The 15,029-nt window shown below is 69.5% G+C and carries 12 protein-coding genes; 6 read left to right on the top strand and 6 right to left on the bottom strand.

From position 1 onward, the window contains the following. Positions 1–150 precede the first annotated feature (150 nt). Entirely contained in the window at positions 151–1,008 is an 858-nt protein-coding gene (locus tag OG782_RS05750) for an IclR family transcriptional regulator (protein WP_406448311.1), read from the bottom strand. Between the two features lie 388 nt (positions 1,009–1,396). On the opposite strand from OG782_RS05750, the gene OG782_RS05745 reads away from it, so the two are divergent. The 6 genes from OG782_RS05745 to OG782_RS05720 all read left to right on the top strand — a co-directional run bounded on the left by OG782_RS05745 (position 1,397) and on the right by OG782_RS05720 (position 9,024). Next, positions 1,397–2,767 carry an aspartate aminotransferase family protein gene (locus tag OG782_RS05745; protein ID WP_406448310.1) on the top strand — a complete coding sequence of 457 codons (1,371 nt, stop codon included), beginning with the start codon at positions 1,397–1,399 and terminating at the stop codon, positions 2,765–2,767. Next, positions 2,767–3,954, top strand: coding sequence for a mandelate racemase/muconate lactonizing enzyme family protein (locus OG782_RS05740; protein ID WP_406448309.1), 1,188 nt, complete (start codon positions 2,767–2,769; stop codon positions 3,952–3,954). Before OG782_RS05745 ends, OG782_RS05740 begins: the two co-directional genes overlap by 1 nt. Beyond that, a complete protein-coding gene (locus OG782_RS05735; protein ID WP_406448308.1) occupies positions 3,951–4,796 on the top strand; it encodes an amidohydrolase family protein in 846 nt (281 codons plus the stop codon). Before OG782_RS05740 ends, OG782_RS05735 begins: the two co-directional genes overlap by 4 nt. 233 nt (positions 4,797–5,029) lie before the next feature. Continuing rightward, positions 5,030–5,869 (top strand): SDR family NAD(P)-dependent oxidoreductase, encoded by an 840-nt coding sequence (locus OG782_RS05730; RefSeq protein ID WP_406448307.1) that lies wholly within the window; start codon positions 5,030–5,032, stop codon positions 5,867–5,869. Positions 5,870–5,944: 75 nt separating this feature from the next. Further along, entirely contained in the window at positions 5,945–8,095 is a 2,151-nt protein-coding gene (locus OG782_RS05725; protein ID WP_406448306.1) for a peptidase C14, read from the top strand. After that, positions 8,092–9,024, top strand: coding sequence for a GNAT family N-acetyltransferase (locus tag OG782_RS05720; RefSeq protein WP_406448305.1), 933 nt, complete (start codon positions 8,092–8,094; stop codon positions 9,022–9,024). The genes OG782_RS05725 and OG782_RS05720 overlap by 4 nt, the downstream gene beginning before the upstream one ends. Positions 9,025–9,077: 53 nt before the next feature. On the opposite strand, the gene OG782_RS05715 is transcribed toward OG782_RS05720, so the two are convergent. The 5 genes from OG782_RS05715 to OG782_RS05695 all read right to left on the bottom strand — a co-directional run bounded on the left by OG782_RS05715 (position 9,078) and on the right by OG782_RS05695 (position 14,786). Then, on the bottom strand, positions 9,078–10,454 hold the full coding sequence (locus OG782_RS05715; RefSeq protein WP_406448304.1) for an alpha-L-fucosidase: 1,377 nt from the start codon (positions 10,452–10,454) through the stop codon (positions 9,078–9,080). Further along, positions 10,454–11,290 carry a carbohydrate ABC transporter permease gene (locus OG782_RS05710; RefSeq protein ID WP_406448303.1) on the bottom strand — a complete coding sequence of 279 codons (837 nt, stop codon included), beginning with the start codon at positions 11,288–11,290 and terminating at the stop codon, positions 10,454–10,456. Before OG782_RS05710 ends, OG782_RS05715 begins: the two co-directional genes overlap by 1 nt. Continuing rightward, on the bottom strand, positions 11,287–12,141 hold the full coding sequence (locus OG782_RS05705) for a carbohydrate ABC transporter permease (protein WP_406448302.1): 855 nt from the start codon (positions 12,139–12,141) through the stop codon (positions 11,287–11,289). The genes OG782_RS05710 and OG782_RS05705 overlap by 4 nt, the downstream gene beginning before the upstream one ends. 111 nt (positions 12,142–12,252) lie before the next feature. Further along, positions 12,253–13,536, bottom strand: a complete 1,284-nt coding sequence (locus tag OG782_RS05700; RefSeq protein WP_406448301.1) for an ABC transporter substrate-binding protein — start codon at positions 13,534–13,536, stop codon at positions 12,253–12,255. Between the two features lie 68 nt (positions 13,537–13,604). Continuing rightward, a complete protein-coding gene (locus OG782_RS05695) occupies positions 13,605–14,786 on the bottom strand; it encodes an ROK family protein (protein ID WP_406448300.1) in 1,182 nt (393 codons plus the stop codon). Between the last annotated feature and the right edge of the window lie 243 nt (positions 14,787–15,029).

Raw genomic sequence — 15,029 nt, 5'->3', positions numbered from 1 at the left:
CATGAGGCGGATGGCTGAAAAGGGTCCGGCCGTCGGGTGTTCACGACGCGGTGGGCAGGCGTCGGAAGCGGACCGGAAGGGGTAAATCAGGGGTGACCGGTGAAAGTCACCTCAGTTGGCAGGGAACATACGTCCGGTTAAGGCGATCGGTCAAGGCTTGATTCCGTCGGAATCCGTCGTGTCGGATTCCGGCGCGGTGACGTCCGGGTCCTCGGCCCAGCCCAGCGAGACGCTGATCCGCCGGGCCGCCTCCCGTACCTGGCCGCCCAGTTCCTGGTAGCGCCAGGCCGGCAGACCGAGCTTGAGGCCGGTGATCGAGACGGCCCCCGCGCACACCGAACGGTCGTCGAAGACCGGGGCGCCGATGCAGATGATGCCCTCGGCGTCCTCCTCGTCGTCCAGCGCGTAGCCGACCCGGGCGATATCGCGCAGATGGGACAGGAATGTCGCCGGATCGGTGATGGTGCGGGACGTGCGCCGCGGCAGGCCGAACCGTTCGATGACGGAGGCGGCCTCGCTCGGCGGTACGGCGGAGAGCAGTGCCTTGCCCAGGCCCGTGCAGTGCGGGAGTTCCCGCTGCCCCATCCGCAGATCGAGCCGGACGCGCTGGTCGAGCTCGACCTGGTCGACCACGACCGCGTGGCCGTCCTCGGGCACGGCGAGACGGGAGGCCATGCCGGTGGCGCGGGTGAGGTCGCGCAGGACGGGATGGGCGACCCCCCGCAGCGAGACCTGGGACCTGGCCCGGTCACCGAGCCGGGCCAGGCTCATGCCCAGCCGGTAGCGGCGGTTCATGCCCTCGCCGTCGTCCGAGACGAGGCCGTAGGCGCGCAGGGTCTGGAGCATGCCGAAGGCGGCGCTCTTGGAGATGGAGCACGCCTGGCCGACCTCGGTGACGCTCAGGCCGTTTCCCTGGGAGGGGGCGGCGAGCGCTTCGAGGATGTCCGCTGCCCTCGCCACGCTCTTGACCCAGTACTTCGGCTCTTCTGGGGCAGCACTGTTCGTCATAGCAGAACAGCTTAGTGCCTGAGGGGAGGCGCGAGTGCCTGTCGACCGCTTCCGCGGCAAAGGGTGCCCGACGCGCGGGGCTTGAAGGCGCCCAAAGGGGTTGACCGGCCCTGGGGGCGGACGTAATATCCAGGCACTGTTCTGCTCTACAGAACAGTGTTCTGAAAAAGCGAAACGCTCCACCGAGCACCACGCATCACCGAACACCACGCACGACTGAGCAACCACGCACGACTGAGCAACCACGCACCACCGAGCAACCACGCACCACCGAGCAACCACGGATCACCTCCTTCCTGCGGCGACTGCCGGGCGGATGGCGCCAGGGACTCACGGGCCGGGCAGGGCCCGCGAAAACCGACGACTCTCGACGCAAGGAGCAAGCACCATGAGTTCAGGCCCGGTAGGCAACGAATCCGGAGCCCGACTCGCCGAGCGCGCCCGCCAGGTCGTACCCGGCGGCGTGAACAGCGGTCAGCGCAGCGTTCCCGGACTGACGGACCTGGTGGTCACCGGAACCGACGGCGCACGGTTCCGTACCGCCGACGGACGCGAGTACACCGACTTCCACTCGGCGTTCGGCCCGCCGCTGCTCGGTCACAACGACCCCGACGTGGCCCGCGCCACCGCGGAGGCCGGCGCCACCCTCGGCCACATGGGAGTCGGCGTCACCGAGGGCGAGGTCCTCCTCGCCGAACAGCTCACCGAACTGATCCCGTCGATCGAGAAGGTGCTGCTCACCAGCACCGGCAGCGAGGCCACGTTCCACGCGCTGCGCGTCTCCCGCGCCGCCACCGGCCGCCGCCTGGTCGTCAAGTTCCAGGGCTGCTACCACGGCTGGCACGACTCGGTCAGCCTCAACGTCATCTCCGACCCGTCGAAGGTCGGCGGCCACGACCCGATCTCGACCGGCATCCTGCCCGAGGTCCTCGAAGCCACCCTCGTCCTGCCGTTCAACGACAGCGAGGCCGTTCGCCGCACCTTCGCCGAGCACGGCTCCGACATCGCCGCCGTCATCGTCGAGCCCGTCCCGCACAACGTCGGCGCGCTCCTGCCGTACCAGGAGTTCCTCACCACGCTGCGCGAGGAGACCACGAAGGCCGGCAGCGTCCTGATCTTCGACGAGGTCATCACCGGCTTCCGCCACGACATCGGCGGCTGGCAGAAGATCTCCGGTGTCACCCCCGACCTCACCACCCTCGGCAAGGCCATCGCCAACGGCGCCCCCGTCGGCGCGATCGGCGGCCGCGCCGACCTGATGGACCTCTTCTCCACCCGCCCCGGCGCCCCCGCCTTCTTCGCCGGCACGTACAACGGCCACCCGTCCGTCGTCGCCGCCGCCCTCGCCACGCTGCGCAAGCTCCGCGAAGAACCGGTCCACGACCATGTCTTCCGCCTCGGCGACCGCGTCCGCACCGAACTGACCGGACTGTACGAGCGCCTCGGCGTCCCCGCCGTCGTCACCGGCTACGGCTCGGTCTTCGTCAGCTACTTCATGCCGGGCGAGGCCCCCCGCACCTATACGGACCTGCTGGCCAACGACGCCTCGCTGTTCGTCGGCTACCGCCGCAAGCTCCTGGACCACGGCCTGTTCGAGCTGCCGCTCAACCTCAAGCGCAGCCACATCAGCTACGCGCACACCGATGCCGACGTGGACCGCCTGATCGAGGGCACCGAGGCAGCCGTCAAGGCCGTCCTCGCCGACGGTGGCGCCCGCGACCTGGAGAACACCTCGACCATGGGCGGAGCGACCCGCTGATGCTGACCGTCAACCGCACCCGCCCCGCCGGCCCCGCCGGACGGATCACCCGCGTCGAGACCCTGATGCTCGGCACCTCCTGGCGCGACTTCGGCTATGTCCGGGTCCACACCGACGAGGGCCTGACCGGCATCGGCGAGATCACCCACCCGTACCGGGTGAGCGAGGTCTGCGCCCTCACCGAGGCACTGGCCCAGCGCCACCTGATCGGCGCCGACCCCTTCGACATCGAGGAGCTCTGGCTCCGCGTCTACCAGGGCGACTTCCTGCGCGGCGGCGACATGGGCGGCATCGTCCTGTCGGGCCTCGACCAGGCGATGTACGACCTGATGGGCAAGGCGCTCGGAGTTCCCGCGTACCGGCTGACCGGCGGCGCCTGCCGCGACGACGTCCGCGTCTACGCCAACGGCTGGTACACCGGCGAACGCGAGCCCGAGACCTTCGCCGCCAAGGCGAAGGAGACCGTGGCCAAGGGCTACACCGCCCTCAAGTTCGACCCCTTCGGCCCCGGACTGCACGAGCTGGAACGGGCCGAACTGCGCCGCTCCATCGACCTCGTGGCCGCCGTCCGCGAGGCCATCGGACCGGACATCGACCTCTTCATCGAGGGCCACGCCCGGTTCGCCATGCCGACCGCGGCCCGTCTCGTGCGGGAGCTGGAGCCCTTCGACATCGGCTGGTTCGAGGAGCCGATGCCCTGGACCCACATCGAGCGGTACGCGGAACTGCGTCAGCGCGCCGCGTTCCCCATCTCCGGCGGTGAGCACTTCCACAACCGCTACGAGTACAAGCAGCTCTTCGCGACGAACGCCGTCGACATCATCCAGCCCGACCTCTCCATGGCCGGCGGATTCACCGAGGTCCGCAAGCTCGCGGCGATCGCCGACACCCACGGCATGCTCGTGGCCCCGCACAACTCCAACTCCCCGCTCTGCACCACCGTCTCGGTGCACGCGGCGCTCGGAATCCCCAACTTCAAGATCCTCGAGACCTTCGACGGGCTCCTGGAGCCGTTCGTCTTCGACGCCCTGAAGGGCACCCTCCCGATGAAGGACGGCCGCATCGGCCTGCCGACCGCCCCGGGACTCGGCGTCGAACTCGTCGACGAGGTCTTCGAGGAACACCCGCCCAGCCACCGCTTCTGGAACATGTTCGCGGACGGCTGGGAGAAGCGGAACCGTACATGATCGTCGACGTTCATTCGCACCTCTTCCGGCACAGCCACGACTTCACCGACCCGTTCATGTCCGACTCCGCCCGCGCCCACGCGGGAGAGGTCGACCTCACGGTCAAGTGGGAGGAGTACGCGGCCACCGCACCCGAGGGCACCCGCACGATCGTCGTCGGCGGCAAGGCCCGGCGCAGTGGTCTGTGGGTCGACGACGCCGCCGTCGCCGCGTACGTCGGAGAACACCCCGACCAGCTCATCGGCTACCTGGCGCTCGACCCCACCCAGCCCGGCTGGCAGGAGGAACTGCGCTACGGCCACCAGGAGCTGGGGCTGCGCGGCATCAAGCTGATGCCGATGTACGCGGGCTTCGACCCGGCGGCCGAGGAGTACGACGAGCTGTACGCGTACGCCGAACGCAACGGGCTGCCGCTCCTGGTGCACACCGGAACGACGTTCGTCTCCAGCGCACCGCTGGAATGGGCGATGCCCCGGCACCTGGACGCCGTCGCCATCCGCCACCCGGAACTGCGGATGGTCCTCGCGCACCTCGGCCACCCCTTCGAGGGCGAGTGCATCGCGGTCATCCGCAAGCACCCGCACGTGTACGCCGACCTCAGCGCCCTGCACTACCGGCCCTTCCAGCTCTGGCACAGCCTCCGGCTGGTCCAGGACTACGGGGTCTTCCACAAGGTGCTGTTCGGCAGCGACTACCCGTTCACGACGGTCGACGACTCGGTGAAGGGGCTGCGGGAGATCGCCCGCATCCCCGGCATCCCCGGACTGCCGCCGCTCGACGCGGACGCGGTCGAGGAGATCATCCACCGGCCCTCTCTCGATCTGCTGGGCCTGAACGGCTGACCCGGCCGCTCTCCCCGAACGGCCGGGCCCGAACAGCCGGCCCCGGCCGTTCCCCCGAACTGCCGGTACGGTGCCCGGGCCACCCCCCGGTCCACGGGCACCGGCCGGCAGCCGGGCCGCCGCGCATCCCCCTGTGTCCCCGCGCGGCGGCCCGTCCCTCTCTCCTTGTCTCCGCCTGTCCCTCTCCGCCTGTCCCTCTCCGCCTGTCCCTCTCCGCCTGGAGGCAACGCGCCATGACCGCAGCCGTCCCGCCCCGCGGCACCGACCGCTTCGACCTGACCGGCCGCACCGCGCTCGTCACCGGAGCGGCCCGGGGCCTCGGCCGGTCCTTCGCCGTCGGGCTCGCCGAGGCGGGCGCCGATCTGGTCCTGGTCGACCTGCCCGGGGCCGAGGGCGTCACCGAGACCGCCGCGGCGGTCGAGGCGCTCGGCCGGAGCTGCCGTGTGTACGGGCAGGACCTCGCAGACATCGACGCGCTGTCCGCCTTCGTCGACACCGTGCGCGCCGGGGCCGGGCCGCTGCACATCCTGGTCAACAACGCGGGCACGGCGGCCCTGGAACGCTTCAACGAGATCACCCCGGCCAGCTGGTCGCACATCATGCGGGTCAACGTCGACGCCGTGTTCTTCCTCAGCCAGCGCGTCGCCGAACACATGACGGCCGACGCCGTGGCCGGCCGCATCATCACCATCACCTCGAAGAACGCCCTGGTGGCGGAGGCCGGCCTGGCCCACTACAACGCCTCCAAGGCCGCTGCCCAACTGCTCACCGAGACCCTGGCGGTCGAACTCGCCCCGCACGGCATCACCGCCAACACCCTCGCCCCCGGCATGGTCGAGACGCCCATCGACGGCGAGTTCCCCTTCGACCGGGAGGCCTTCGAATCCGCCTACCGCGAGCGCATCCCGCTCGGCAGGTATGCACAGGCCGACGAATGCGTGGGCGCACTGCTGCTGCTCGCCTCGGACGCGGGGGCGTACCTCACCGGGGCGCGCCTCGTCGTCGACGGGGGAGTGCTGGCCGACCAGATGCCGCGGATGCGTTTCATGCCGCCGTACCGCAACACGATCTGACCGAGACCGGTCGCCGGTTCGGTTCCCACCGATCCACATCGAGCACGCATCGACAACGCGAGGAGCACCTCCGTCATGCCCGTCAATGCCTCGTCCTCCGCTTCGTCCCGCCGGAATCTGCTGCGGGCTTCGGGTCTGGCCGGTCTGGTCATGGCCGGTACGGCCGTGACCACGGGGTCCGCGCAGGCCGCACCCGCCCACACCGGTGACGTCCTGCACCTGGACACCGTCGCCGCCCTGCGCGCACTGAACACCAAACCCCTCACCGACGGCACCCAGGTCATCGTCGCCGGATACAACGCCCCCGGCGACGGCGGCACCATGGCCCTGCGCTGGAACAAGAAGTCCACCACCCCGCACAACGCCGGCACCGTCATCGCCCCCAACGGCACGCCCGGCACCGGACGCTGGCACCAGCTCCACACCGGAACCCTCGACTTCCGCACCTTCGGCCACTTCGACGCCGAAACCTCCGCCGACGCCGCACTCGACGCCATGATCAACGACCACAGCGTCCACCGCATCGAGGCCCACACCGACCTCCTCTTCACCAAACGCCACCTCTTCGACCGCTCCAACATCGAACTCGACTTCGGCGGCCACCACATCCGCACCGAGAACATCGAGAAGAACACCCACGACAACCCCTTCGGCGCCGTCCTCTCCTTCCGCGGCACCGTCACCGACACCACCGTCCGGCACGCGCTCTCCGGCAAGGTCATCGAACTCACCGACACGTTCCCGGTCCCCGACGCCAAGGCGTTCGAGGTCGGCCAGTGGTGGGCCGTACAGGTCGACCCGGTCGCGGGCGGCGGCGGCGACGAGCGCGAGCTGCAGAAACTGGTCGAGATCACCGAGATCCTCGACGCGGACCGGATCCGGATCGGCTACCTCAACGGCTGGGAACTGGCCGAGGGCCGAAATCTCACCTGGACCCGGATCGAGCCGGTGCACAACACCCATATCCGCAACATGGTCTTCGAGGGCGCGGGACCCGACGAGTACACCGGATCGCACCCCGTCAGCTTCGAGTACGCAGTCGGCTGCGATGTCTCGGGCATCCACGCCACCGGCTCCTTCTGGCCGGTCATCATGCGCCGCTGGTGCACCCGCTTCCGTACCGAGGACTGCTCGCTGAAGAACCCGCCCACGGTCGAGTACGGCGGTGCGGGCTATCTCACCCAGCAGATCTACTGCCTGTACGGGCGGGTCGCCGACTGCACGACCAGCAATGTGCGTCACCTCAACGACCTGACCGCCTCCGCCTACTGCACCGTGGTGAACTGCCACGGCGACGGCGACGACGCGGGCGGCAACCCCTTCACCACCCATGGCCAGTACGAGCACGACCTGCTCTTCGACGGCAACTCGGGGCTGATGGACATCGCCAACTCCGGGGCCCAGTGGGGCATTTCCGCCAAGCGGATCACCGTACGCAGACACGTCTGCTCCTGGTTCACCGCCAACACGAAGATCACCGATCTGACCCTCGAGGACATCACGGTGATCGCACGGCCCACCTTCGACCAGGCCGGCACGCTCACCGTGAACGCCGACGGGGCCCAGGTACGCGGCTGCACCGCCAAGACCTTCGCCGTCGCCCAGCGCTCCGCCCGCTCCACCCGGCCGACCACCATCAGCGACTGCTCCTTCGAACCGCCTGCCGGAGCCGTCCTCGTCCAGACCCCGGTCACGGCGCCCGTCCACTTCGTGCGCTGTACGTTCAAGGGCGTGGACGGTGCGATCCTGCGCGGTGCCGGCCCCGTGCACTTCACCGACTGCACGGTCACCGGCGCCGAGAACGCGGCCCCGCTCTCCGTCGGTTCCGCGGACCTGCGGATCGACGGTGGTACGTACGACAACACCGGCATCGAGCTCAGCGGCGTGCGCGACCAGCGGATCACCGTGACCGGCGGGGTCAGGTTCACCGGCAGCAACAAGGCCAAGGCGCTGCTCGGCCGCGCGGCCGGTCCGGGGAAGGCGACCTGGGACATCACCGGCCTCGGCAGCGCGGCAGCCGGGCCCGACACCGCGCACGTCCGGATCGCCGACGGCACGAACCACTACGCGGCCACCGGCAGCCGCTTCACCGGTGGCGCCCTCCACCTCGCCCCGGACGCCCTCGCATCGGTTCTGCACACCACCTGCGTCGAGGACGGCACGCGACGCAGCGCGATGCCCCCGGCCGGCGACACGGTGCGCACGGACGGGAACCTCATCCTGTGAGCGCCAACATCCGCACGGCGACCGCCGCAGACGATCCCGCCCTGGCCGCCTTGTGGCGTCGTTGCTTCGATGCCCCGCACATCGCCGCCCTGCATGCCCTCGACCCGGAACGCCACCGTCACACGTTCGTCGCGCAGAACGCCGCGGGCGACGGGATCGACGCGGTCGTCGTCTATGTGCCGCGGCTGATCCGCGACGCGGCCGGCACCCCGCAGCGCGTCGGCGGTATCGGCAGTGTCGCGACCCGCCCCGAGGCCCGCGGCCAGGGACTGGTACGGCGGCTGCTGGCGGCGGCGGAGCGCACCATGACAGCCGAACAGTGCGCCTGGTCACTGCTGTTCACCGGCACGCCCGGCGTCTACCGGGGCTCGGGGTGGCAGGAGTTCGGCAGTACGTACACCGAGGGGACACTCGCCACCGCGGCCGGCCCCGACACGTTCCCGGTCCGTGAGGCCACGGCTCAGGACGCTGTGGAGGTGGCCGCGCTGCACCACGCGTACAACGCGAACCGACCGCTCAGCTCACTGCGGGCGCCCGAGGACTGGGCGGTGCGCGTGCCTGCCTGGTACGGCCCGGCCGAGCAGCCGCTCGTGGCGGTGGACCCCGGCTCCGGGGCGCTCACCGGCTGGATCGTGGCGCAGCACGTGGGGGACCGCGTGGAGGTGCGCGAGTTCGCGGGCGCGGACGGAAGCCTGGAGACGCTGCTCGCCGCGGCCGGTTCGCGTGGCCGGGCGGCGGGGCTGACCCGGGCCCGGGTCCGGCTGCCCGACGCCCCGGGGGTGGCGGCCGCGCTGCCCGCCCTGCTGGCGGATGCCCGGCAGGTGACGGAACACGTGGGAATGGCGCGGCCGTTGCACGCCACGGCCGAGTCCGTGCGGGCCACGGTCACGGCGCCGGGCGCGGTGCACTGGTACGGCGACTGCTTCTGACCCGTACGGCCGCCCCGCCCCGCCCGGCGCCGTGACAGAGACGGTGCCCGCGTTCAGGCCGGCCGCTCCTCCCGCAGCTCGATCCTGATGACCGTGTCCACGGGGTCGGGCAGCGGATAGGTGTGGTGGCCGATCTCGCCGAACTGGACGAACGGGAGGTTCGGGTAGGAATCGATGACCCAGGAGTCGCACAACTGGAGTTCACGGCCGTCGGCGAGTGACGTCATCCGGGCGATGCGGTCCTTGGGGATGCCCCCCGAAAGGGCCAGCGGTCCGATCGGGGCGCGCAGGACATGGGCGTAGACCGCGTTCGCGGTACGGGTGTAGTAGCCCCATTCCGGTGTGCCGAGCCCGGCCGGGCCCGCGCCGCGGATCGATTCACCGTTGGTGTCCAGCCAGGCGCCGATCGCACGCAACCGCTGCTCGGCCTCGGGCTGGAGCGTGCCGTCGGGCCTGGGCCCGATGTTGAGGAGCAGGTTGCCGCCCTTGGCCACGCACTCGACCAGCTTGGTGATCAGCTGCTGGGGGGTCTTCCACAGGCCGTCGTCGGCGCAGTGGCCCCAGCTGTTGTTGAGGGTGACACAGGCCTCCCACGGGACGGGCATGCCGTCCTGGCCGCGGATCCCGTCGACGGGGATGACCTGCTCGGGAGAGACGAAGTCGCCGCTGTAGGGGTTCGGCGTGTTGGTGGCGATGGATCCGAGGCCGCCGCCGCTGGTTTCCAGGCGGTTGTCGATCAGGACGTCCGGCTGGAGGTCCCGGACCATGTCGACGATCTCCTGGGCGCCCCACTGCGCGGGGCCCATGTCCGGGTAGGAGAAGTCGAACCACAGGATGTCCAGCGGGCCGTAGTCCGTGCACAGTTCACGGATCTGGCCGTGCAGAAAGCGCCGGTAGGAGTCCAGGTCGGCCACGTGGCCGGCGTGGGCGGGATCGTCGCGGTGCGGGTGGTGCTCGTCGCCGTAGTGCGGGTAGTCCGGGTGGTGCCAGTCCAGCAGCGAGTAGTAGAGGCCGACCCTGATACCGCGCGAGCGGAAGGCGTCGAGGAACTCCCGGACGAGGTCGCGGCCGATTCCGCTGTGCAGGCTGGTGTAGTCGGTGAGGGCGGAGTCGAAGAGGCAGAAGCCGTCGTGGTGCTTGGCGGTCAGCACCGCGTACTTCATGCCGGCGGCCACGGCAAGATCGGCCCAGGTCTCCGGGTCGAAGTGCTCGGCGCCGAACCGGTCGACCGCGTCCTGATAGGTGCCGGCGTCGACCTTCTCGTGCGAGCGGACCCATTCGCCCCGCGCCCACACCGCGTAGGCGCCCCAGTGGATGAACATGCCGAACCGGTCCTGACGGAACCAGGACGAGCGGGCGAACCGGTCGGGGACGCCATCGGGTCCGGGCGGGACCGGCCCGGGATTCAGCGGGGTGGTCGCCGTCGTCATCACTTCACCGCCCCGGAGGCCAGGCCGCTGACGATGTACTTCTGGGCGAACAGGTAGACCGCCACCACCGGCAGCATGGTGATCACCAGGTCGGCGCAGACCAGGCTGTAGTCGAAGCTGTAGGTGGTCTGGAAGTTGAACACCGACATCGGCAGCGTCCAGCGGTCGGAGTCGGGTATCAAGAAGAGCACGTTCTGAAACTCGTTCCAGGCATAGGTGAAGACCAGGATCAGCGCGGTGGAGGTGACCGGCTTGAGCAGCGGGAAGACGATCCGGAAGAACAGACGGAGGAAGCCGGCGCCGTCCAGGAGGGCGGCTTCGTCGATCTCGCGGGGCACCTGGCGGATGAATCCGACGAAGATGAGCGTGATGAACGGGATCTGGATGGCGATGTCGGTGAGGATCAGGCCGGTGTAGGAGCCGCCCAGGCCGAGGACCTGCTGCATCTTGATGGCCGGGATGAAGGCGAACGGGGCGATGAGCCCCGACAGCAGGTAGTTGTAGACACTGCCGGTGACCCGGCCCGGCCGTCTGGCGATGATGAACGCCGCGAGCGAACACACCAGGACGGTCCCCGCCGTCACCGCGACGGTGATGAGAGCGCTGTTGAGGGTGGCGCGGGCGACGCCGCCCGACTTGATCACCTCCAGGTAGTTGTCGAAGTGCCAGGTGCCGGGGAGAGCGAAGCTCATGGTCTTGGTGTCGCCGGCGCTCTTGAGACTGGTCAGGATCACCAGGTAGAGCGGCGCGAGGAAGACCAGGGCGACGAGGGCCGCGGCGGCGTAGGTGGCGGCCGGGGCGAGGAGCCTGCGGACACGGACGGAGCGTGGGTTCATGTCTGGGCCTCCACCCGGCGGACGAATCGGTTGATCACCAGGGCGATGACGGTGATGAGGACGAACTGGAAGACGTTCACCGCGGAGGCGTAGCCGAGCGATCCGGTGTTGAGCTGCTTGTAGACGAAGCTGGTCAGCACCTCGGTCGCGGTGCCGGGGCCGCCGCCGGTGGTGGCGTAGATCATGTCGAAGGCCTTCATGCCGCTGATGAACGTGAGCAGCGCTGCCAGGCTGATGGCGTGCCGCACCAGCGGGAGCTTGATGCGCAGGGTCGTCTGCAAGGGGCCCGCGCCGTCGATCTGCGCGCTCTCCAGCACATCGGCGGGAACGGCCTGCAGGGCGGCCAGCACCAGGACCGCGGTCCAGCCGACACCCATCCAGGTGTCGACCAGGGTGACGCTGTAGAGAGCCAGGTCGAAGTCGCCGAACCAGTCACGGGCCAGGCCCAGCGGCTCCAGCAGGGCGTTGACGGGCCCGTCGGCCTTGAGTATGTAGCCGAAGAGCATGCCGACCACGATCGTGGAGAACATGACCGGCAGGTAGACGACGGTGCGCAGCGACTTGTGGCCCTTGAACGCCCTGTTCAGCAGGAGGGCCAGCATGATGCCGATGACGGTCTTGAGGACCGTCACGACGATCGCGTAGACGAACTGATTACGGACGGACTGCCACAGGACACCCCCCTCGGAGAACATCAGCCGGTAGTTGTCGAGGCCGACGAACCGGGTTTCGGGGACGAAGGTGGAGGCGTCGGTCAGTGACAGGTACATGCCGAAGATCGCCGGCAGGAGGAAGAAGACGGTGAAGACGACCACCGCCGGCAGGAGGTAGGCGTACCGGTAGGTACCCATGACACCGCCCTGCCGCCGCCGGGATGGGCGCCGAGTGGGCGCGGGCTCGCTCTGTTCGACGTCGGTCCGCCGCATGGTGGCCGTGCTCATGTGTGTCAGCCGCTCTTTCGGTCAGAAGCCGGTGACGCCGGCCTTGGCGCCCGACTTCTGCCAGGCGGACTGGACCCGGTCGGTGAACTCCGGGACGTCGATCCGCTTGCCGATGAGCTCCTGGTAGGCGGCGATGATGTCGTCCTGCGGCTGCGGGACCGTCGACTGCTGATCGAAGGGGGTCACCGTGGCGCCGCCCTCGACGAGCTTGCGGAAGTCACCGACGGCGCTGGTCTCCTTGGTGACGGTGACGTCGGAGAACGGCGAGACACCCGGGTTCGCGTCGATGAACCTCTGCGCCTGCGGCCGCTCGACCATGAAGTTCAGGAAGTCCTGGGCCTGGGTGGCGGCCTTGGAGAAGGAGGCGACCTTCAGCAGGTTCGGCTTGGCCAGACCGATGGTGTTCTTGCCGTCGGCCGAGGGCAGCGGGAAGAAGCCGATGTCCGCGTTCTTCTTGACCGTGGTGATCGCGGAGAACGCCCAGGTGCCGTTGATGATCGCGCCGCAGGAGCCGTCGGCGAGTGCGGCGTTCTGGGAGTCGAAGGTCGCGGTGAGCGCGTCCTTGTTGATCAGGCCCTTGCCGACCCAGCTCGCCAGGGCGTTGTACTCGGCGGTGAAACCGGAGGCGTCGCCCCACTCGCTCTTGTTGGCGTCCAGAGTGGTGACGAGATCCGGGGTGGTGCCGAGGAGACCGGAGTTGACGGCATTGCGGTGCTGAAGCAGCGTCCAGCCGTCCTTGCCGCTCAGGCACAGCGGGGTGGTGCCGTCGGCCTTGACCTTCTCAAGGCCGGCTTCGAAGGCGGCGAGGCCGGTGGGCGGGGAGGTGACGCCCGCCTTGGTGAAGACGGCTTTGTTGTAGATGACGCCGTAGCCGGCGAGCCCGTCGGCGCTCGGGGTTCCGTAGATCTTCCCGTCGGTGCCGGTGATGGCCTTGCGCACGCTCGGGGTGAGCCGGTCCACCCACGGGCCGGACGCCGGCCGCATGATCGCCGCCTTGTTCTTGACGGTGTCCTGGCCGCCGAAGATGTCCACCCCGCTCTTGGCGGCGATGCGCGCCTGGATGAGGGCGTCGTAGTTGGCGTCGGGTACGGGGGTGAGTTTCACCTTGTTCCCGGTCCTGTGCTCCCAGGCGGCGACGTTGTCCTTGAAGCCGGCGACGCCGACCCAGGACGAGGGGAGCATGAAGGTGACCGTGACGGATCCGGCCGAGCCCGACGACCCGTCCTGGTCGTCGGAGCCACAGCCGCTCAGGACGAGGGCGGCCGTAACCGCTCCGGTGGAGGCGAGGATTCCGATTCTGCGCATGGCGATTTCCTCTGGGTGTGCGGTGGTTGGGGGAGACGATGGCCGGCGGCCCGGCAGGGCCGGGCGGCTCAGACGGTGACGGCCGAGCCGCGCCGATGGTGGTGGTCCGCCGCCGCGAGGCGGCTCAGGGGACGTACATCGATTCGGGCGTGGAACGAGCCATCGCCCAGGAGGTCCCCGAAGGCTCCGTTCAACGCCAGTTGCAGGGCGCCGAGGGAAGGACCGAGACGGGGGAACCGGGTGATGGCCAGGTCCAGGGGGTAGGCGCGGCGCAGCAGCGTCTGCACCGTCCTGCCGACTCGGTCGGTGAAGGCCGGGCTGTGTACCAGCGGACCTCCAAGAACGACCAGATCAGGGTCGATCGCCAGGGCCAGATAGGCGATCTGACGGGCCGTGGCGTCGGCGAACGCGTCCAGCTCGGCGGCGCTCGCGGCATCGCCGCGCGCCGCGGCCTCCACCACCGGGAGGAACGTGGTGATGTCCTCCCAGGACGCGGGCGCCGGGGAACCGTCGTCGAAATGTCCGAGTTCACCGGCCAGATTGCGGCTTCCCCGGTGCACCCGCCCGTCGAGCACGATCCCCGCGGCGATCTGATGCCAGGCCAGCACATGGGCGAAGGTGCCGGCGCCGCGCGCCGCACCGTACACGTACTCGGCCATGGCCGCGGCGTTCAGGTCGTGCTCGACCCGGAGGGGCACGTCGCCGAAGGACAGCCCGGCTTCCGCCGGAGTGGACCCCTGAAGGTCCGGGAAGTCCGGTGAGAAACCGATCCAGCCGTCCGCGCCGATCCCCCCGGTGAGGGCGAGCCCGACACCGAGCCAGCGTTCGTGCCCCGTGCTGAGCCGGGACACGATGTGGTTCAGACGGGCCTTGAACGCCGCGATGCGTTCCCGGCCCGGCAGCGTCTCGGCATCGTGATGCTCGCTGTAGTGGCATATCCGGCCCGCGATGTCGCAGACGACGATCCGCTCGTCATGGCGGGTGATCTCCGCACCGACGACGAAGCCGTACTCGCCGCGGAACCGGAACCGGGACGCGGGCCGGCCGCCGCCGGGTGTCGGCGACTCCCGGTGATCGGCACCGGAGGTGATCTCGACCAGGGAGCCGAGCTCGTTCAGCCGCTCCCTGACCGTCGGCCTGGACAGACCGGTGGTACGCGACAGCTCGGTGAGTGTCGCCTCCCCCAGGGAGTGCAGGGCGGCGGCACACGCCACAACGGTGGTCCCGCCCTCGCCGCTTGTCGTCGGCACAGTCACTTCCCCCTCCCGGTGCCCAGGTTCCGAACGCTGGTTTCGAAGCCTCGTTCCGAAACGCGCTTTCATAACGGTGGGAGGAAGTTATGCGGCCCCGGGAACGTGACGCAAGCCTTATGAAAATCTCGTCCCGGATCTTTCATAAGTGGCTCCGTCGCAGCTCAGCGCGGGCTGCGACGGGGTTATGAAGAACCTCGCCGATTCCCTCCAGAAGACTTCCCCGGCGTGATCGCCGTCACC

The organism is Streptomyces sp. NBC_00876 (assembly GCF_045207435.1).
GTDB lineage: Bacteria > Actinomycetota > Actinomycetes > Streptomycetales > Streptomycetaceae > Streptomyces.
The sequence above is the reverse complement of the archived record's forward strand: the minus strand, read 5'-3'. Positions and strand labels throughout refer to the sequence as shown.

Coding starts and splice junctions, on each gene's coding strand:
- OG782_RS05750 (WP_406448311.1), bottom strand. CDS start 1,008: ATGACGAACAGTGCTGCCCCAGAAGAGCCGAAGTACTGGGTCAAGAGC.
- OG782_RS05745 (WP_406448310.1), top strand. CDS start 1,397: ATGAGTTCAGGCCCGGTAGGCAACGAATCCGGAGCCCGACTCGCCGAG.
- OG782_RS05740 (WP_406448309.1), top strand. CDS start 2,767: ATGCTGACCGTCAACCGCACCCGCCCCGCCGGCCCCGCCGGACGGATC.
- OG782_RS05735 (WP_406448308.1), top strand. CDS start 3,951: ATGATCGTCGACGTTCATTCGCACCTCTTCCGGCACAGCCACGACTTC.
- OG782_RS05730 (WP_406448307.1), top strand. CDS start 5,030: ATGACCGCAGCCGTCCCGCCCCGCGGCACCGACCGCTTCGACCTGACC.
- OG782_RS05725 (WP_406448306.1), top strand. CDS start 5,945: ATGCCCGTCAATGCCTCGTCCTCCGCTTCGTCCCGCCGGAATCTGCTG.
- OG782_RS05715 (WP_406448304.1), bottom strand. CDS start 10,454: ATGACGACGGCGACCACCCCGCTGAATCCCGGGCCGGTCCCGCCCGGA.
- OG782_RS05710 (WP_406448303.1), bottom strand. CDS start 11,290: ATGAACCCACGCTCCGTCCGTGTCCGCAGGCTCCTCGCCCCGGCCGCC.
- OG782_RS05705 (WP_406448302.1), bottom strand. CDS start 12,141: ATGGGTACCTACCGGTACGCCTACCTCCTGCCGGCGGTGGTCGTCTTC.
- OG782_RS05700 (WP_406448301.1), bottom strand. CDS start 13,536: ATGCGCAGAATCGGAATCCTCGCCTCCACCGGAGCGGTTACGGCCGCC.